Source organism: Novosphingobium aeonii, from assembly GCF_052279045.1.
Taxonomy (GTDB): Bacteria; Pseudomonadota; Alphaproteobacteria; order Sphingomonadales; family Sphingomonadaceae; genus Novosphingobium.
The window spans coordinates 1,294,882-1,312,760 of sequence record NZ_CP176832.1 but is presented as its reverse complement, the minus strand read 5'-3'; the positions used below and the strand labels follow the sequence as shown (position 1 = coordinate 1,312,760).

17 protein-coding genes are annotated in these 17,879 nt (G+C 67.6%); 2 read left to right on the top strand and 15 right to left on the bottom strand.

Going from position 1 to position 17,879, the window contains the following annotated elements; translation table 11 throughout:
* Positions 1-22 precede the first annotated feature (22 nt).
* The 15 genes from uraH to ACLIMP_RS06590 all read right to left on the bottom strand — a co-directional run bounded on the left by uraH (position 23) and on the right by ACLIMP_RS06590 (position 16,294).
* Complete coding sequence (uraH, locus tag ACLIMP_RS06660) at positions 23-355, bottom strand: hydroxyisourate hydrolase (RefSeq protein ID WP_132469494.1); 333 nt, start codon at positions 353-355, stop codon at positions 23-25.
* Positions 352-1,779, bottom strand: coding sequence for an NAD(P)/FAD-dependent oxidoreductase (locus ACLIMP_RS06655; RefSeq protein WP_324698307.1), 1,428 nt, complete (start codon positions 1,777-1,779; stop codon positions 352-354). The genes uraH and ACLIMP_RS06655 overlap by 4 nt, the downstream gene beginning before the upstream one ends.
* Entirely contained in the window at positions 1,776-2,216 is a 441-nt protein-coding gene (gene uraD, locus ACLIMP_RS06650; RefSeq protein ID WP_324698305.1) for a 2-oxo-4-hydroxy-4-carboxy-5-ureidoimidazoline decarboxylase, read from the bottom strand. The genes ACLIMP_RS06655 and uraD overlap by 4 nt, the downstream gene beginning before the upstream one ends.
* Complete coding sequence (hpxZ, locus tag ACLIMP_RS06645; RefSeq protein WP_324698303.1) at positions 2,213-2,593, bottom strand: oxalurate catabolism protein HpxZ; 381 nt, start codon at positions 2,591-2,593, stop codon at positions 2,213-2,215. The genes uraD and hpxZ overlap by 4 nt, the downstream gene beginning before the upstream one ends.
* On the bottom strand, positions 2,590-3,471 hold the full coding sequence (puuE, locus tag ACLIMP_RS06640; protein WP_324699008.1) for an allantoinase PuuE: 882 nt from the start codon (positions 3,469-3,471) through the stop codon (positions 2,590-2,592). Before puuE ends, hpxZ begins: the two co-directional genes overlap by 4 nt.
* A 14-nt stretch (positions 3,472-3,485) precedes the next feature.
* Positions 3,486-4,691 (bottom strand): pyridoxal-phosphate-dependent aminotransferase family protein, encoded by a 1,206-nt coding sequence (locus tag ACLIMP_RS06635; RefSeq protein WP_324699007.1) that lies wholly within the window; start codon positions 4,689-4,691, stop codon positions 3,486-3,488.
* 43 nt (positions 4,692-4,734) lie between these two features.
* Complete coding sequence (locus ACLIMP_RS06630; protein ID WP_443478122.1) at positions 4,735-6,045, bottom strand: allantoate amidohydrolase; 1,311 nt, start codon at positions 6,043-6,045, stop codon at positions 4,735-4,737.
* Positions 6,039-7,622: a gamma-glutamyltransferase family protein gene (locus tag ACLIMP_RS06625; RefSeq protein ID WP_324698299.1), complete on the bottom strand. Its 1,584-nt coding sequence runs from the start codon at positions 7,620-7,622 to the stop codon at positions 6,039-6,041. Before ACLIMP_RS06625 ends, ACLIMP_RS06630 begins: the two co-directional genes overlap by 7 nt.
* Before the next feature lie 4 nt (positions 7,623-7,626).
* A complete protein-coding gene (locus ACLIMP_RS06620) occupies positions 7,627-8,553 on the bottom strand; it encodes a 5'-methylthioadenosine/S-adenosylhomocysteine nucleosidase (protein WP_207906125.1) in 927 nt (308 codons plus the stop codon).
* Positions 8,553-9,920 carry an NCS2 family permease gene (locus ACLIMP_RS06615; protein WP_054440136.1) on the bottom strand — a complete coding sequence of 456 codons (1,368 nt, stop codon included), beginning with the start codon at positions 9,918-9,920 and terminating at the stop codon, positions 8,553-8,555. Before ACLIMP_RS06615 ends, ACLIMP_RS06620 begins: the two co-directional genes overlap by 1 nt.
* A gap of 11 nt (positions 9,921-9,931) precedes the next feature.
* Positions 9,932-11,275: an AtzE family amidohydrolase gene (locus ACLIMP_RS06610; protein ID WP_324698297.1), complete on the bottom strand. Its 1,344-nt coding sequence runs from the start codon at positions 11,273-11,275 to the stop codon at positions 9,932-9,934.
* The gene (locus tag ACLIMP_RS06605; protein ID WP_156336725.1) at positions 11,272-11,430 is read right to left on the bottom strand and encodes a hypothetical protein; all 159 of its coding nucleotides are present in this window, start codon (positions 11,428-11,430) and stop codon (positions 11,272-11,274) included. The genes ACLIMP_RS06610 and ACLIMP_RS06605 overlap by 4 nt, the downstream gene beginning before the upstream one ends.
* A 274-nt stretch (positions 11,431-11,704) precedes the next feature.
* Complete coding sequence (locus ACLIMP_RS06600; RefSeq protein ID WP_231636089.1) at positions 11,705-12,910, bottom strand: spinster family MFS transporter; 1,206 nt, start codon at positions 12,908-12,910, stop codon at positions 11,705-11,707.
* 76 nt (positions 12,911-12,986) lie between these two features.
* Positions 12,987-13,856, bottom strand: a complete 870-nt coding sequence (locus ACLIMP_RS06595) for an alpha/beta fold hydrolase (RefSeq protein ID WP_324698295.1) — start codon at positions 13,854-13,856, stop codon at positions 12,987-12,989.
* A gap of 89 nt (positions 13,857-13,945) precedes the next feature.
* A complete protein-coding gene (locus ACLIMP_RS06590; protein ID WP_443478121.1) occupies positions 13,946-16,294 on the bottom strand; it encodes a TonB-dependent receptor in 2,349 nt (782 codons plus the stop codon).
* A 193-nt stretch (positions 16,295-16,487) separates the two neighbouring features.
* Between ACLIMP_RS06590 and ACLIMP_RS06585 the strand changes: the two genes are divergently transcribed.
* Positions 16,488-17,087, top strand: coding sequence for a TetR/AcrR family transcriptional regulator (locus ACLIMP_RS06585; protein ID WP_443478161.1), 600 nt, complete (start codon positions 16,488-16,490; stop codon positions 17,085-17,087).
* Positions 17,088-17,221: 134 nt separating this feature from the next.
* Entirely contained in the window at positions 17,222-17,863 is a 642-nt protein-coding gene (locus tag ACLIMP_RS06580) for a L,D-transpeptidase family protein (protein ID WP_054439992.1), read from the top strand.
* Positions 17,864-17,879: the final 16 nt, after the last annotated feature.

Here is a 17,879-nt window from a genome sequence, read left to right as displayed (position 1 = left end):
CAGGATCGGACGCGGCGCCATCTCAGCTTCCCCGGTAAGTCGAATAGCCGAAGGGAGAGACGAGCAGCGGAACGTGATAGTGCCCCTGCCCGTCCGCCACGCCGAAGTCGATGGACACACGGTCAAGGAACGGCGGTTCCGGCAGGGTCATGCCCCTGCCGCGAAAATAGGCGGCCACCGCGAAAGTCAGGCGGTAGGCCCCCGGATCGAGCGCGGGAATGCCCGGACAGCGGCCATCGGCATTGGTCGTGCCGGTGAACAGCACCGCCCCGCCGGCGCCGGCGAGTTCCAGCGCGATTCCCTCGGCCGGGCAGCCATGGGCCGTGTCGAGAACGTGCGTGGAAAGCGTGCTCATGCGGCAAACTCCGGCAGCACCGGCCAAGCGCCCAGGAACTCGTGCTCGTCATAAGTCAGGAACTCGGCCACCAGCACCTCCCGGTCATCGAGGAACAACTGGTCCGCCACGCCCCTGACAAGGCGCGGCAGGGCGTTCTGCAGGCCCGAAAGCGCCGATGCGGAAAGGCCGAGGCTGACGAGCGCGGAATAGTTGAACGCGAACAGCCCGTGCAGCGGCGCGGGGTCCACGCCCTGCCGCGCGGTGAACTCGAACGCGGGGCCAAGGTAGGGATGTGCGTCGATCAGGGCATTGCGCGGCCCGGTCGGGACCACCCGCTCGCCCCAGCGCTGGATAAGCCCGGCCACTTGCCCCAGTTCGGGGCGCAGGCCCGGATCGCTGACGAGACCGGTGGAAACCACCACGAAGTCGAATTCGTGGAAGCCCTGCGGCGTCGTCACCCGCACGCGGCCCTCGTGCTCCGTCACGTCGAGCCACGGCGCGCCAAGGTGCAGCGCAAAGCCGGGCCATGCGGCGGCACGTTCGAAAGTGTCGTTGGTAGGCGGCTGGTTGTGGCCCAGGAAGCAGTCCATCGCCGCATACTTGGTGGCATCGTCCAGCGCGGGATAGCGCGCGGTGAACCCCACCCGTTCCATGAAGCGGATCGGATTGACGCGCGGCAGCGCCTTGCGGCGAATGAAGACTTCCGCCGCCGCCACGCCCTGCGAAAGCGCGAAGTTGGCATTGTCGAAAGCCGAAGCCCCGCCGCCCAGGATGCCGATGCGCTTGCCGTGCAGCGCGGCGAAATCGATCGGCTCGCTGGTATGCGCCCAGAGCGATCCCGGCAGATTGTCGCGCACCATGGCGGGCGTGTGCCATTCCCCCCCGCCCTGGATGCCGGTGGCGAGCACGACCTTGCGCGCCTGTTCCACTTTGCCGTCCGCGAAGTGCAGGCGGTGCAGCCCGGCTTCGGGCAAAGGCTCTATCCGCAGCAGCTTCGCGCCGTTCGTCACCGGCAGGGCGAGCGCGCGGCGATACCAGCGCAAGTATTCCATCCAGTCGCCACGGGCGATCTTGTCCACCGCCGCCCAGCCTTCCGCGCCGTGCTGCGCTTCCCACCATGCGCGATAAGTGAGCGAGGGAATGCCGAAATCGATCGGGTTGAGATGCTTGGGCGTGCGCAGCGTGACCATGCGCGCATAGGTTTCCCACGGCCCTTCGAACCCGGGCTCGTTCTCGTCGAACACCATGACATTGCGCACGCCTTGCGAACGCAGCCCGAAGGCGGCCGAAAGCCCGCACTGCCCGCCGCCGATCACCGCGACGTCAAGCACGTCCGCGCCCTCGAACATGCGCGGCCGTACCCATTCGGGCCGGTCATGACCGATCAGCTCCAGCTCGCGCGCCAGCCGCTCTTCGAGCGCGGCCAGTCCGACCTCGCTCATGCCGCATCCTCCAGCCGCAAGCGCACGATTTCGCCGATCTGTTCCAGCGCCGTCGCCACTTCGGCGTCGCGTTCGTTGCCGAGGCGGCGCTCCATCGCGGCAAGGATGCCCGCCTTGTCGGTCAACCGCACGCAGATGATGAAGGGAAAGCCGAACCGGGCGCGGTAGGCGGCGTTCAGCGCGTGGAAGCGTTCGTATTCCCCCGGCGTCAGGCGGTCGAGCCCGGCACTGGCCTGTTCGGCGGCCGAAGCCTCGGTCAGGGTCCGGTCGATCGCCGCCTTGCCCGCCAGTTCGGGATGCGCGCGGATCAGGGCGAGCTGTTCCCCGGCGCTGGCCTCATGCATCACCGCCAGGAGATCGGCATGGCGATCCCCCGAGAAAGGCCGCGCATCGGCGCGCTCCTCCACCCAGGGGCTATGTTCGAAAAGCGCGGTCACGACGTGCTCCCTTCGAGGCTGACATGAGCGGAAACGACCTTCCAGCCGTCATCGAAACGCACCCAGCTCTGCGTCTGGCGGCCGCGACTGTCGGAACCCTCGCGGAAGAATTCGGCATCGGCGGTGGCGAAGCTGTCACCATAGACGGTGATGGCGACACGCCCGAGCCGGCGCTGCGGCGAGCCGCCGCGTCCCTTGCGGAATGCGCGGATTTCCTCGATCCCGTAAAGCACTTCGCCCACGCCGTAGCGGTTGGTGGTGGGCGCCTGATGAAACAGGGCGTCCATCGCCGGAACATCGTCCGCCATCAGCGCGCGCTCGTAGGCGCGAAAGGCAGCGGCCACTTCGGCGTGAAGCACGGGATCGTCGATCTTCATGCCGGGAAACGCTCCTGCCAGTGGCGCGCGATATCGATGCGCCGGGCAACCCATCCGTCACCGCTGGCGACGACATGATCGAGGAACCGGGCAACGGCGCGGGCGCGGCCGGGCTTGCCGGCAATGCGGCCGTGCAGGCCCACCGACATCATCCGCCCGCCTTCCTCGCGAAGCTGATCGTAAGTGTCGCGCATGTGGCGGAAGAACTGCTCCCCCTCGGTAAAGCCGTTGAGCGCCACGATCTTCATGTCGTTCACGTCGAGCGTATAGGGCACCACGAGCTGCGGTTTGCCGTGCCGCCTGTCCCAATAGGGCAGGTCGTCGGCATAACTGTCCGCATCGTAGAGGAAGCCACCCTCCTCGGCGACGAGCCGCGCGGTATTGGGCGAGGTGCGGCCCTGATACCAGCCGAGCGGGCGGCTGCCGGTGAGCCTTTCGTGAAGCGCGATGGCTTCGGCGATGTGAGCGCGTTCCACCGCTTCGGGCACGTTCTGGTAATCGATCCAGCGCAGGCCATGGCTGGCGATTTCCCAGCCGGCCTCCAGTATCGCGGCGACGGCTTCGGGGTTCATCTCCATGGCCCTGGCCACGCCGAACACCGTCACCGGCAACCCGCGCCCGGTGAACAGCCGGTGCAGCCGCCAGAACCCTGCGCGGCTGCCATATTCGTAAAGGCTCTCCATCGCCATCGCCCGGTCGGCATGGCTGGCCGCGCCGACCATCTCGCTGAGGAAGGCCTCGGAGCGTTCGTCGCCGTTGAGGACGGAATTCTCCGCGCCTTCCTCGTAGTTGATGACGAACTGCACCGCCACGCGCGCCCCGCCGGGCCACTGCGGATCGGGAGGCGTGCGGCCATAGCCGACGAGATCGCGGGCCATGTCCGCCCCCTTGCTCATGCCCGCTGCTCCCCAACTTGCGGAAAGTCCCATGCAGCCATGGCCGCCGGAACCGCCTTGCCCGGCGGCAGCCTGAAGCCTTCCATGCCGAGGCACGCTTCCAGCGCCGCCAAGGTCAGCAGCACCTTGTGCTTCATGGCATTGTACCCCATCGCGCCGATCCGCCAGATCCGGCCCTGCAGGGGACCGAAGGCGGTGCCGATCTCGATCTCGAACTGCTGCCGCATCGCCATGCGCACCGCTTCGCCGTCCACGCCTTCGGGAATGAACACGCCGGTGACGTTGGTCATCCGGTGGGCATCGTCGCCGAACAGCGAGAGCCCCATGGCGCGCAGCCCCGCCGCCATCGCCCGGCCCGCAGCGGCATGGCGGGCATAGCGGGCCTCCAGCCCTTCCCCCAATGCGATGCGCGCACATTCGCGGGCGGCATAGAGCATCGAGGTCGCCTCGGTATGGTGATTGAGCCGCTTGTCCGACCAGTAGTCCATCACCATGGCAAGGTCGAAATAGTTGGAACCGATGCGCGGCCCCTGCCCGTCCACGATGTCGTCGCGGCGGATGCCCTGTTCCACGTGGCGGCGGCGTCCGATGTGCTCGGCCGCCTTGTCCGAAATCGTGATCGGCGCCGAGCCGGAGGGGCCGCCCATGCACTTCTGCAAGCCGCCGGTGACGACATCCACGCCCCAGCGGTCCGCCGCCAGTTCCATGCCGCCGATGGTCGCCGTGGCATCGACATAACTGAGCGCGCCCGCCTGGCGGCAGAGTTCGCCGAAGCCGTCGAGCGGCTGCGCCATCGTCGTCGAAGTGTCGCCGTGAATGGTGGCCACAACCTTGGGATGGCAGCGGGCGATGGCCTCGGCCACGCGTTCCAGCGGCACGACCTCGCCCCAGGGCGCGTCCACCGTCTCGATCACCGCGCCGATGCGGGTGAGGATTTCGGCCAGCAGCAGGCCGAAACGCCCGAAGTTCACCACCAGCACCACGTCGCCCGGCGCCACGAGGCTGACCAGCGCCGCCTCGATCCCCGCACGCGCGGTGCCGTCCACCAGCATGGTCCACTGGTTCCGCGTGCCGAAGATCGGACGGTAGAGCGCCATGACCTGGTTCATGTAGCCGGTCATTTCCGGGTCGAACTGGCCCAGCAGGTCCGCGCTCATCGCCCGCAGCACGCGGGGGTGCGCGTTGATCGGCCCCGGCCCCATGAGCAGGCGCTGGGGCGGGTCGATCTCGCCGAAGAGCAGCGGATCAAGTTCGGTCGGCAAAGCTGTCTCCCAAGTGTTTCTGGCCCAGTTTCTCGATGAAGCCCCGCATGACCCGCAGCGCCGCATCGGCGTCGGCGGGTTCGACATGCTCGGCGGGATTGTGGCTCACGCCGTCCTTGCAGCGGATGAACAGCATCGCCGTGGGGCAGAGCGATGCCATGACCATGGCATCGTGCCCCGCACCCGAGACGAGACGGCGCACCGGCTGGCCAGCCTCGATCATGGCCGCGTCCAGAAGGTCCATCAGCACGGGATCGCAAGGGCTGGCAGGCAGGTCGTGGACCAGCGCCAGATCGAGCACGAGGCCGCGCTTCGAGGCGATCTGCTCCAGCCGCGAGAGAATTTCCCCCGCCGCACGGTCCCGCCGGGCCGCCTCGCCCGAGCGCACATCGATGGTGAAGCGCACTTCGCCGGGGATCACGTTTGCAGCGCCGGGCATGGCCTCCAGCCTGCCGACGGTGGCGACGAGATCCGATCCATCCGCGCGGGCGATCTCCTCGATCGCGAGCACCATTTCGGCCGCCCCGGCCAGCGCATCGCGGCGCAGCGGCATCGAACTCGTGCCCGCGTGGCCCGCCATGCCGCGCACGGTGGCGGCATAGCGCAATTGCGCGGCGATCCCGGTGACGGTGCCAAGCGCCAGCCCTTCCGCCTCCAGCGCCGGACCCTGTTCGATATGGGCTTCGAGATAGGCCACGATGTCTTCCGGCGCGCGGCGCGCGGCGCGGTAGGTCCGTGTCGAGAAGGTGTTCGTCGGCGTCTTGGCCGTCACCACGTCATAATCGGTCTTGAACGAGCCGAGCGCCACTTCCATCGACACCCCCTCGGCATCGGCAATCGCGCCGAGATCGACGTCCAGCGTTCCGGCCACGGCGCGGCTCGTCAGCATGGCGGCGGGAAAGCGCGAGCCTTCCTCGTCCCCGAAACCGTAGACCTCGATGGCGAAAGGCAGGCGGCGGCCCTGCTCGTTGAGCGCGGCGACGCATTCGATGCCGAGCATGACCCCCAGCGGGCCATCGTAGCAGCCGCCGTCCCGCACGGAATCGAGGTGGCTGCCGATCACCAGCGCCGGGGCGCCGGGCGCCTCGCCTTCGTAGCGGCCATGGAGATTGGCGGCCGCATCGAGATCGACATCCATCCCCGCATCGACCATCCACGCGCCGACGAGGTCCACCGTGGCATGGTAGGCCGGGGTCAGGTAGCCGCGATAGAGGCCCTGCTCCAGCTCGCTGTAAGGCGCCGCGCCAAGGGCATCGCAGCGGGCGACGGCGCGGGCTCCGCCGGCCTCTACCATGCGGCCACGCCGCCATCGCTGCGAGGGTCGGTGGCGCCTTCGAACGTGCCGCCGGGCAGACGTACCACGGCGCCCGCATGGCCCATCGTCGCGGTCGGCGGGCCGACCCGCTCGACGTCGTGCCCGGCCTGCGCCAGCGCGGCGTAGAGCGCCTCGTCGAAACCGTCCTCCAGCTTGAGCGAGGTCGTCGCCTCACCCCATGTCCGGCCCAGCAGCCAGCGCGGCGCGCTGATCGCGGCCTGGAGGTCGGCGCCGTAGCGGGCATAGCGGCTGAACAGCGCCGCCTGCGTCTGTGGCTGCCCCTCGCCCCCCATGGTGCCATAGGCCATGACGCGCCCGTCCTCGAACACGGCGAGCGCGGGGTTGAGCGTGTGGAACGGCTTGCGACCGGGCTTGAGCGCATTCCACCCCGTTTCGGCCAGACGGAACGAGCTGCCCCGGTTCTGCCAGACGATCCCGCTGCGCGGCAGCACCAGGCCGGAACCGAACTCGAAATAGGTGGACTGGATGGAGGAGACCACGCGCCCTTCCCCGTCCGCCGCGCCGAACCAGCAGGTATCGCCCCACTGCGGCGGCTGCGGCCAGGGCAGCGCGCGGGCCGGATCGATCCGCGCCGCCATGGCATCAAGCGCCTGCGGATCGTCAAGCAGGGCCTGAAAATCGTAATCGGTATAGGCCGGATCGCCCACGTGCGCGTCGCGCAGCAGGAAGGCCTGCTTGGTCGCCTCGACCAGCCCGTGGACATGGGCGAAACCGTCCGGCCCATCGGCGGCGAGCCGGTCGAACAGCGCAAGGATCACCAGCGAGGCGAAGCCCTGCGTCGGCGGGGCGCTGTTGTAGAGGCGCGCGCCGCGGATGGGGACGGAAAGCGGCTGCGGCCGGGTGGCGCGATGCGCGGCAAGGTCCGCCGCCGAAACGGGGCTGCCCAGCGCGGCAAGGTCCTCGGCGATCGCGGCGGCCAGTTCGCCCCGGTAGAAACTGTCCAGCCCCTCTCTCGCCAGTGTGCGGAAGGTTTCGGCAAGCGCGGGATTGCGCAGCACGTCACCCTCGGCAAGCGGGCGGCCTTCCGGCTCGAACACCGCGGCATAGGCTCCCGGCGCGGCGCGCAGTTCGGCGCCCTTGCCAGCGGCGATCGCAGCGCCCCCGGCGGTCACGGTCACACCTTCCCCGGCATGCCGGATCGCATCGCGCAGCAGGCGTTCGAGCGGCAGTGTCCCTCCCGAGGTTTCCAGCGCCGCCGCCCAGCCGGAAATCGTCCCCGCCACCGTGTTGGCCGCCAGTGGCCCGCGCGTGGGCACCGCGTCCAGCCCGGCATAGAGCGCAAGGTCGGCGCTGCCCGCCGCGCCGCCGCAGCCGTGTACCGAATGCACGGCGCCGTCCGGTTCGCGGATCAGCCAGAAACCGTCTCCGCCGATCGCGGTCATGTGCGGATAGACCACCGCCAGCGTGGCGGCCACCGCAACGGTAGCCTCCACCGCATTGCCGCCGTCCATCAGCACCGCCAGCCCCGCTTCGGCCGCAACGCGATGCGGCGCCGTGACGATGCCGCGCGTTCCGGTAACCGTCGTCAGTTCCATCGCCTCAGTCCGGCAGCGCGGCGACGAAGGCGCGCACGACATGGGCGGAATTGACCGAGGCCAGCGCCATGAAGGCATTCATCTGGTTCGCCCCGGCATCCCCCCCGGCGAGATCGGAAAGGCTGCGGAACACGATGGCCGGCACCCGGTTGGCATAAGCGACCTGCGCCACCGCCGCGCTTTCCATGTCGAGCACGCGGGCGTGCCAGGCCTGCTGGAGATAGCCGCGAAACTCGGCATTGTCGGCAAAGACGCCCGCGCTCACCCCGGTTCCGCCCACGACGATGCGCGGCGTCTGCGGCAGGCACGGCCCGGCCTGCTCGGGCGGACCATCCTTGGCGCAGCGGCGCAGCGTGACTTCGGACGTGACCTTGCGGGCAAGATCGACGAGGCCGGGATCGACCGCGATCGTATAGTGCCGCTGCATCGGTTCCGCCGCATTGCCCAGCCGCACGCCGCGCGGGAACATCATGTTCCAGTTCTTCGGCGCCCCGGCATCGACTTCCTCGGGCACGACCCAGCCCTGTTCGGTCTGGCGCGCGAAGGAAACCTCAAGATACTGGGCCCAGTCCTGCGCCACCACCACGTCGCCGATGGACAGTTCGGGATCGACGCCGCCGGCGATCCCGGAAAAGACGATCCGGCGCACGTTGAAGCGATCCAGCACGAGCTGCGTGTTCATCGCCGCGTTCACCATAGACACGCCGCTGGCCATCAGCACCACCGGCTTGCCCTCCAGCTTGCCGGTGAGGAAGGTAAGCCCGTTGACCTTGTATTCGCGCGGCTTGCTGATGGCCGGGGCGAGTGCGTCCCATTCGGGCGAAAACGCGGTCATCACCACGGTGCGCGGCGTATCGTCAAGCCGCTTCGCTTCGGCGGGAACGGCGCCGCAGACGGCGGCAAGGGCGAGGAACATTGCAATGGCGCGCATCAGGCGGCTCCCATCCAGACGAAGCGGGCGATGAACAGCAGGGCCAGCACCAGCAGGAACCAGTCCTTCTTCTCGATGGTGCCGCGCACGATCTTGAGCCCGGCATGGGCGGTGATGCCGAAGGCGAGGCCGTTGGCGATCGAGAAGGTGAGCGGGATCATCGCCACCGTGAGGAAGGCGGGGATCGCCGCCAGCGGATCTTCCCATTCCACCTCGGTCAGCGGCAGCAGCATCAGCCCGCCGACGATGATGAGCGCGGGCGCGGTTGCCGCCAGGGGAATGAGCTGGGCGTAAGGCGCCACGAACATGGTGGCCAGGAACAGCAGGCCGGTGACCACGGCGGTCAGGCCGGTGCGCCCGCCTTCCTGCACGCCCGCCGCGCTTTCCACATAGGAGGTCACCGTGCTGGTGCCCGCCATCGAGCCGACGATGGTGGCGGTGGCATCGGTGATGAGGATGCGGTTGAGGCGCGGGATGCGGCCGTTCTCGTCCATCAGCCCGGCGCGCTTGGTCACCGCCACGAGGGTTCCGATATTGTCGAACAGGTCGACGAAGAGGAACACGAAAAGGATCTCCAGCAGACCCAGGCCATGGCTGCCGGAAAGGCCGAAGACGCCCGCAAGGTCCAGCTTGAAGGCCGTGCCGGTCAGGGCTTCGAGCGAATAGGGTTCCGGCGAGACCGAGACCATCCCGCAGAGCCAGCCGACCACGCTGGTCGCCAGGATGCCGATCAGCATCGCCCCGCGCACGTTCCACACGCTGAGCGCGCCGATCACCGCCAGCCCCATCAGCGCCAGCGCCGCGCCGGGCGCCTTGAGATCGCCGAGCGCCACGAAAGTCGCGGGATTGGCAACGACGATGCCGGCATCCTTGAAGCCGATGAAGCCGATGAACAGGCCGATGCCGCCCGCCACCGCCGCGAAGAGATATTGCGGGATCGAGGCGACGATCAGCTGGCGCACGCCGGTAACGGTCAGGACGAGGAACGCCACGCCCGATATGAACACGCAGCCCAGCGCCACCGGCCAGGGCACGCCCATCTGCTGGACGACGGTGAAGCTGAAATAGGCGTTGAGCCCCATGCCCGGCGCCAGCGCCAGCGGCGTATTGGCCACGAAGCCCATCAGGATCGAGGCGAAGGCGGCGGCAAAGCAGGTTGCGGCCGCGACCGAGGCGACCGGCATTCCCGCCGTGCCCAGGATCGCCGGATTGACCAGCACGATATAGGCCATGGTCAGGAACGTGGTCACGCCCGCCAGAACCTCGGTACGGGCGGTGGTGCCGCGCTCCTTCAGCGAAAACCAGCGCTCCAGCGCGCCCGCGCCGGGTCCTGCGGGCGGCGTGCCCGGTTCGTCGTCCGCCGTCATGTCCACTTGTGTCACCTGTCTGCCCCTTGCAGCGAGCGGATGGGCTCGCTCACCCCGATAATTCCCTGTCGTTCAAGCTGCGCGGCGCAGCGCAGCAGGGCCGGTTCCCCGTCCGGCGCGCCGATCAGTTGCAGGCCCAGCGGCAATCGCCCCGGCCGGTGCAGCGGCACGGCAAGCGAGGGCAGGCTGGTGAAGCTGATCGGCTGCGTGTGAATGCCCAGATCCGCCCGCGCGGGCGAAAGCGCGCCGTCGATCTCGATGCGCGGATCTGCGATGAGCGGGGCCGCGCAAGGCGTTGCGGGCGCCAGCAGCACATCGAAATCCGCCATCATCAAGGCGATCCGTTCCCGGAAGGCATGGCGGAAAGCTACCGCCTCCTCGTAGAGCGCGCGGGGCAGCAACGCACCTGCGAGGAGACGGTCCCGCGTTGCGGGATCGAAGGCCATGGCCTGTTCGGTCAGGGCATGGCGATGGAGGTTGCCGCCTTCGAAGGCGGTAATGAGGAACGCCGCCGAACGGGCGCGGGCGATGTCCGGCAGTTCGACCTGCGGGGCATCGGGCGCGATGGCGTCGATCGCGGCGAGCTGGTCGGCATCGGCATTCTCGCGGAAGCGGCCGCCCAGACGGCCGAGGCGCAGCGGACGATCCCCGTCTTGCGCGCTGCGGCCCGATAGCACTTCCCACACGAGCGCCATGTCCGCCGCTGTGGCGGTGAACGGCCCCACGTCGTCGAAACTCTCGGCGAAGGGAAACACGCCTGCCAGCGGAAGGTCGCCATGCGAAGGCTTAAGCCCGTAGATCCCGGTGAGGCTGGCGGGCACGCGCACCGAGCCGTTGGTGTCCGATCCCAGCGAAAACGCGAGCAGCCCGGCCGCGACCATCGCCGCCGAGCCGCCCGAGGAACCGCCGGCAAGGCGGGAGGGATCGTGAGGATTGCGGGTGGTGCCGTGGCGCGCGTTGATCGTGGCGAAGCCGTAGGCGAACTCGTCCATGTTGAGCGTGGCCACCATCACCGCGCCGGCAGAGCGCAGCCGCGCAACAGCCTCGGCATCGGCAAGCGCGGCCGGCGCCTCGGCATAGATCGAGGAGCCCGCCGTGGTCGGCAGCCCGGCCACGTCGAACAGGTCCTTCACCCCGTAAGGCACACCGGCGAGCGGTCCGGGGTCCTTGCCCGCCGCGATCGCGGCGTCGACCGCCGCCGCCTCGGCAAGGGCACGCGCGGGCAGCAGCCGCGTGATCGCCACCAGCGGATCGGCGCCGGGGGCGGGCAGCGCGGCAAGGCACTGCTCCACCACCTGCACGGCGCTTGTCCGGCCGCTGCGAACGGCCTCGGCAATCTCGCGGGCGGATTTCACTTCGTCGTCCCGCGAAGGGTCTCGGCATGGCGCGCCAGCAGCGCGAGATTGGTCATGACGCCCGCCATGCAGGCCGGCGCGACGACGAGCCCGCGCTGGTCGGCAGCACGCGCCACTTCTTCGAGGGTCAGGGGAATCGCGGGACGGTCGGACACGAAAAACGGCCTCCTCAGCAGCGCCCGCCGCGCCGACGGGCACGGACCTCGGACACCGCGCGATCATGCCCGGCGGGCCTGGGACGGACAAGCGGGTTCGGGAGGTTTTCCGGGTTTCGGAACGGGAGGACACGCGACATGACCAAGGCTCTGCCCGTTGGCCAGTGTTCGATCAAACGCTATGATCGGGATGGATCGTTGCAAAAATTAGAGCGGCCTGCAAACCGGCCGCTCCGGCTTGCGCGGGAACCTGCGGGCGATCCCGCCCGGCGCCCTAGTTCTCGGCGACCCATTCCCGCCGCAGCGCCGGTCCGGCCAGGCTCATGAGCACCGCCGCCAGCAGGTAGAGGCCAAGCCCCAGCAGCATGGAATAACGCAGCGATTCTGCTCCATAAACCGGTGCCAGCGTCTTTGACAGCGCACCCAGCGCGTAGATGCCGCCGCCAAGGCCGATCAGGTTGTTGATCAGCAGGAACAGCGCCGAGGCAGTCGCCCGGGCGGGCGGCTCGACAAGATGCTGGACCGCGCTCGTCACCGGGCCGAGCCAGACATAGGCGAGCGCCTGCGGGACGATGAACAATGCGAAGGCAAGCGCCACGCTGGACGTCCAGATTCCGCCCGCGAAAAGCGGCACCGCAACGACATAGGCCAGGGCCGGAACACGGCCGTACCAGGCGCGGTCGGCCTTGCCGAGACGATCCGCCAGCAGGCCGCCCGCAAGCACCCCCACCGTCCCCCCGATCAGCAGGACCGCGCCGATGAACCACGATGTCTGCACGAGATCGAGCCCGAAACTGCGCTGGAGCAGGCTCGGCAGCCAGAAGGCAAGGCCGTAGCCCAGCATCGAACTGGACGCGGCGCCGAAGCTCAGCAACCAGAACGCCCGCTTGCGCACGAGCAGCGCGGCCACTTCGCCGAAACGAACGGCGGGCGCGGCGCGGGCGGGACGGGGCTTGTCCCTGACCACCAGCCTGAACAGCGGCGCGATCAGCAGTCCGGCCAGCCCAACGGCGACGAAGGCCGCCCGCCAGTCCACCCGCGCGGCAACATAGCCGCCCGCCAGCACGCCCGCCGCCGATCCCAGCGGAATCCCCAGCGAATAGACCGAAAGCGCGAAAGCCCGCCGCTCGCTCGGGAAATGATCGCCGATCACCGCATAGGACGGCGCAACGCCGCCAGCCTCGCCCACGCCCACGCCCAGCCGGGCAAGGAAGATATGCCAGAACCCGGTGGCCGCACCGCACAGCGCGGTGAACAGGCTCCAGATCACCAGCGAACCGGTGATGACCCACGACCGGCTGGTCCGATCGGCAAGCCAGGCAAGCGGAACCCCCAGCGTGGAATAGAGCATGGCGAAGGCGAGACCTCCCAGCATGCCCATCTGCGCATCGTCGAGCGCAAGCTCCTTCTGGATCGGCGCGGCAAGGATGGCGAGGATCTGGCGGTCCACGAAATTGAAGATGTAGACCAGAAGCAGCATCGCCAGCACCAGCCGGGACGAGGTTGACTTGTGTACCGTTTCGGTGCCGTTCTGGCCGTGTTCTGTGCCGCTCATGTCAGCTTACGTATTCCTTGAGAAACGCCGAGATTGCAGCCAGTGCGGGCAACTCGTCGAGGATCGGGGCATGGCCGACGCGCGGCACCTCGACATGGGCATAAGGGCCGGAGTGACGGCGCGCCATCTCGCGGACGGTTTCCATTCCGAGCAGGTCGGACAGCGCCCCCCGCACCACCAGCACCGGCGCGGCGCCCAGCAGGTCCCACAAGGGCCAGAGGTCCGGCGGCACGGTTGGCGGGGTGTCACCGTCCATGCTTCTGGAAATGGCGGGATCATAGTCGAACGAGACGGTCCCCCCGGGATTCTCCCGGCAAGTGCGCCGGGCGAAGGCCAGCCAGTCCCCGCCGCCGAAATCGGGGAAGGCCACCGCGTTGATCGCCCTGCACCGCGCCGCCGCCTCTTTCCACGAAGCCATCGCCCCGCCCGGCCCGACATAGCCCTGTATCCGCGCAAGTCCCGCAGGATCGAGGACCGGACCGATGTCGTTGAACACAAATCCGCTGGCGAGCCCGGGCCGCAGCGCGTTCATCACCATGGCCATGAGCCCGCCCATCGAAGTGCCGACAAGGCAGGCCCGCGCAATGCCGAGCCCGCCAAGCAGCGCCAGCATATCCTGTGCATAGACGTCGGGCCGGTACTGCGCGGGATCGGGGTCCCACTGCGAAAGCCCGCGGCCCCGCTGGTCCGGCACGACCAGCCGGTAGCGCCCGGCGAGATGCCTCGCCAAGGGCTCGAAATCCGCGCTGTTGCGGGTCAGGCCGTGCATCATCAGCAGAACCGGCGCCCCGGCCTCCGCCGCCGGATAGTCGCGCGCGACAAGATCGAGCCTCCCGCAGGCGCTGCGGTAGCGGTGGAGGCGATATTCCATCGAAAGCTAGTCCTTTCACCGCTGCCGGGCCGAACGGGTGGCCTCGGTCTCCCCGCAAGACCGGGGAAATCCGAGGCCGCCGGGCGCGATCAGAATTCCAGCGTTCCGGTCACGAAGACCTGCCGGGGGTTGCCGTAGAACGCGGTCAGGGTTCCTTCCTTGCCCAGGGTCGGGATCAGGCTGCCGTCCGCGCCGGTGCCGACGAAGGTATAGCCCGAGGTCTTGTATTCCTTGTCCAAAATGTTCTTGCCGTGAACGCCAAGGCTCCAGCGACCGCCCGGAGCGGTATAGACGAGGCTGGCGTCGAGCAGGACATAGCCCTTCTGGTCGATATAGGGATTGGGAATCTCGAACTGGTAGGTCTTGCTGCGGTAAGACAGCGTGGTGTTCAGCGAAACGTCGCCATCGCCCACCGGGGAGGTATAGGCCAGCGTCGCGCTGCCGTTCCACTTGGGGGTGTTCTGCACCTTGCGGGCATCGGCAACGTCCACCGGGCCGACACCGGGAACCTGCGTGATATATTCCTTGTAGCGCGCATTGATGTAACCCAGCGAGCCCGACAGGTTCACCCTGTCGCCCGAACTTGCCAGATTCTGGCCGAGACGGGCATTCGCCTCCAGTTCGATACCGTCGATCTTGGCCTTGCCGGCATTGGTGATGACACCGCAGAACGTTGCGATCCCGCCCACCGTGCAGCCCGCCGATCCGGGAACCTGGACGTCCTTGTAGTCCATGTGGAACGCCGCCAGCGCAATATAGAGGCCGCCGCCGAACAGGTTGCCCTTGTAGCCAAGCTCATAGCTATCGACCGATTCCGGCTTGAAGCTGAGGTAGCTGGCGATCTCAGCATCGCTCGGAATGCCGCTGGGGTTGGTGGTCGGCGCGTTCACGCCGACACCGCGCGGATCGAAGCCGCCGCCCTTGAAGCCTTGCGAAAAGCTGGCGTAGAGGTTGTGGTCGGGCGTCGGCTTGAAGCTGAGCGAGGCGCGCGGCGTGAACTTCTTGAAGGTCGCCTTGCCCGAAAAGTCCGTGCTCGGCGCCCCGAACGGCACGCCAAGCCCGCCGAACACGGGCGATCCGCCGCCGAGATAGTTCTGACGGAGGATCTGCGCCTTGCGCTGGTCCCAGGTGTAGCGCCCACCCACCGCGAGGCTGAGCTGGTCGGTGAAGTCGAACGTGAAGTCACCGAAGACCGCCCAGGTATCGGTATCGACATCGGCCTGGGTATAGGCGGTAAGCCCGTTCAGCGTGGTGAAAAGTCGCACATCGAAGGCGGTATCGGCCTTGGCCGCGAGATAATAGCCGCCGATCATGCCCTGGAGCCAGCCGCCGTTATCATAAAGCAGCTGGAATTCCTGGCTGATCTGCTCGTTGTTGTAGAACGCCGGCACATCGACATCGACGGCGGGCAGCGCATCGAAATCGATCGGCGAAGCGCTCTTGTCCTTGCGCCAGGCACTGATCGAGCGGAACGTCAGGGCATCGGTCAGTTCGGCACTGGCGTTGACGGCAAGGCCATAGGCTTTCACGTCCTGCCGGGGATCGTCGAGGCCACCCTGGCTGTCGAACACATCGTCAAGCACCGGCGTGCCCGAGACCAGGGCAGGGATCAACCGGTGACCGCCCCGTGAATTGGACTTGTCGCGCGTGTAGTCGCCCGAAATACGGATCAGGACCGGCTGGCCGTTGCCGCCGATCTCCACAGTGCCGCGTCCGGCCCAGATATCCTTGTTGTAGTTGTCCTCGCCGGTGGTCAGGTTCTTGCCGAAACCGCCGCGCGACAGGCGCGCCACCGATCCACCGACCCGCAGGATATCCGTGATCGGAGCGGAAACGGTCAGCACGCCGTCCGCCTGGTCATACGTTCCGTAAGTGCCGCGAAGCTTGAGCGAGAACCGGTCCGGGAGCGACTTCGTCACATACTTCACCGCGCCGCCGATGGTGTTGCGGCCGTAAAGCGTGCCCTGCGGTCCGCGCAGCACCTCGATCCGTTCCACATCGTAGATGTCGAGCACGGCGGCCTGGGGGCGGTTCAGGTATACGTCGTCGAGATAGATGCCCACGCCCTGCTCGAAGCCCGAGACGGGGTCCTGCTGGCCGATGCCGCGAATGAAGGCGGAAAGCGTGGAATTGGTGCCGCGCGAAACTTCCAGTGTCACGTTCGGGGTGGACTGGGCAATGTCGGTGATGTCGATCGCGCCGGACTTCGCAAGCTGCTCCCCGCTGAAGCTGGTCACGGCGATCGGCACATCGACGAGGCGCTCCTCACGGCGGCGCGCGGTGACGACGATCTCGCCCACGCTCACTTCCTCGCCGGAACGGGATGCCTCGGCCGACTGACGCCCCTGCTCCTGAGCCAGGGCGGGAACGGCAACGCCGATCGCGGCGGCCAGCGCCAGACAACTCGAACCCATGCTGCGGAATCGCACCTGCTGCATCCCCGTTACTCCCAATGAACCTTGTTGTTGTCCGCCCCTGATATTGAAAGTTGAACCGTGTTTCAACATTGAAGGTTTGCCAAGCTGCCGATCTGGGTCTAGCTGTGCTCTTGTGATCACAGATGACACCCAGCCCCCTCTGCCCGAACCCAGGGAAGAATCCCGCCGGCAGGATGCGGGGCGCGAACCGGCGATCTCGGCCAAAGTGCCGCGTACCGAACGGGGCCGGCGAACCTTGCGCAAGCTGCTGGATGCGGCCGCCGTGGAGTTCGGCGAACGCGGCTTTCACGAAGCCTCGATAACCGGGATCACCAAACGGGCGGGCACGGCGCTCGGCAGTTTCTATACGTACTTCGATTCAAAGGATGAAATCTTCCGCGCGCTGGTGGACGACCTCAGCAGCAAGGTCCGGCAGGCCGCGCGCGAAGCGCTTGCCGAGCCGATGCCTGCGCTGGAAGCGGAAGAGGCGGCGTTGACCGCGTTCCTGCGCTTTGCCCGCGAACACAAGGAAATCTACCGGATCATCGACGAGAGCGAATTCGTCGATCCCGCCAGTTTCCGCATCCACTACGAATCGACCGCCCGCCGCATCCGCGAACGACTCGCCGACGGTGCAAGCAAGGGGGAATTGCGCGAAGGTCTTGGGGAAGCCCATGCCTGGGCGATCATGGGCATGAATGTGTTTCTCGGTCTGCGCTATGCCGTATGGTCAAACGACGGTACGCCGGAGGAACTGGCCGATCTGGCGAATTCGATCCTCCGCTCCGGGATCGCCGCGCCCGGCCCGGAATGACGCCTTCCCCGCGTTAACTTTCAGCCCGGCCAAGTCCCCTTGCGGGACACCGCTGAAGCCGCACTGGCGCTCGCCCACCTCCTGCGCGATGATAACGACGTGACAAGCGCCTCAACCACAGGATTTCCCGCCAGGTGACACCCCGCCTTCTGCTCACCTCGGGCCTGCTGGCCATCGCCGTGATCGTGGGCGTGTTCATCATCACCTCGCGCCAGACAGCCCGTGACCACACGCCTGCCCCTGTCGTTGCCCGGCCCGCACCGGTAACTCCGCCACCGGTACCGTCCCCATCGCCTGCCGCCAGGGACGAACCCTTCGTCATAAAGCACATCCTGCCGATCGAAGGGCCGATCAAGTATGGCGAATGGCACTGGGACGAGGCGAAAGTTCCCGCCGGGCCCATCGTCGTCACCGTCGATCTCGAAGCACGCGTCCTCTCGGTTTTCCGAGGCGGCTACGAGATCGGCACAACCGCGGTCCTGCTCGGCACGGAGGACAAGCCCACCCCGCTCGGCGTGTTCCCGATCACCCAGAAGGACAAGGACCACGTCTCCAACATCTACACCGGCGCGCCGATGCCTTACATGCAGCGCCTGACCGACGACGGCATCACCCTTCACGGCTCCAAGGTCGAACTGGGCTATGCCAGCCATGGCTGCGTGGGAATGCCCGAGGATTTCGCCGCCAAGCTTTTCGCGACGACGAAGATCGGCGACAAGGTCTACATCACCCGTGGAAAGCAGGTCGGGCTTGGAGACAACCTGGTCGGCGGCTAAGGCATCCTTCGCGTCA

What these genes read in the sequence shown, in the direction of transcription:
- uraH (WP_132469494.1), bottom strand. Translation starts at nt 355, where the DNA reads ATGAGCACGCTTTCCACGCACGTTCTCGACACGGCCCATGGCTGCCCG.
- ACLIMP_RS06655 (WP_324698307.1), bottom strand. Translation starts at nt 1,779, where the DNA reads ATGAGCGAGGTCGGACTGGCCGCGCTCGAAGAGCGGCTGGCGCGCGAG.
- hpxZ (WP_324698303.1), bottom strand. Translation starts at nt 2,593, where the DNA reads ATGAAGATCGACGATCCCGTGCTTCACGCCGAAGTGGCCGCTGCCTTT.
- puuE (WP_324699008.1), bottom strand. Translation starts at nt 3,471, where the DNA reads ATGGCCCGCGATCTCGTCGGCTATGGCCGCACGCCTCCCGATCCGCAG.
- ACLIMP_RS06635 (WP_324699007.1), bottom strand. Translation starts at nt 4,691, where the DNA reads ATGGGGCCGGGGCCGATCAACGCGCACCCCCGCGTGCTGCGGGCGATG.
- ACLIMP_RS06630 (WP_443478122.1), bottom strand. Translation starts at nt 6,045, where the DNA reads ATGGTAGAGGCCGGCGGAGCCCGCGCCGTCGCCCGCTGCGATGCCCTT.
- ACLIMP_RS06625 (WP_324698299.1), bottom strand. Translation starts at nt 7,622, where the DNA reads ATGGAACTGACGACGGTTACCGGAACGCGCGGCATCGTCACGGCGCCG.
- ACLIMP_RS06620 (WP_207906125.1), bottom strand. Translation starts at nt 8,553, where the DNA reads ATGCGCGCCATTGCAATGTTCCTCGCCCTTGCCGCCGTCTGCGGCGCC.
- ACLIMP_RS06615 (WP_054440136.1), bottom strand. Translation starts at nt 9,920, where the DNA reads ATGACGGCGGACGACGAACCGGGCACGCCGCCCGCAGGACCCGGCGCG.
- ACLIMP_RS06600 (WP_231636089.1), bottom strand. Translation starts at nt 12,910, where the DNA reads ATGCTGCTTCTGGTCTACATCTTCAATTTCGTGGACCGCCAGATCCTC.
- ACLIMP_RS06595 (WP_324698295.1), bottom strand. Translation starts at nt 13,856, where the DNA reads ATGGAATATCGCCTCCACCGCTACCGCAGCGCCTGCGGGAGGCTCGAT.
- ACLIMP_RS06590 (WP_443478121.1), bottom strand. Translation starts at nt 16,294, where the DNA reads ATGCAGCAGGTGCGATTCCGCAGCATGGGTTCGAGTTGTCTGGCGCTG.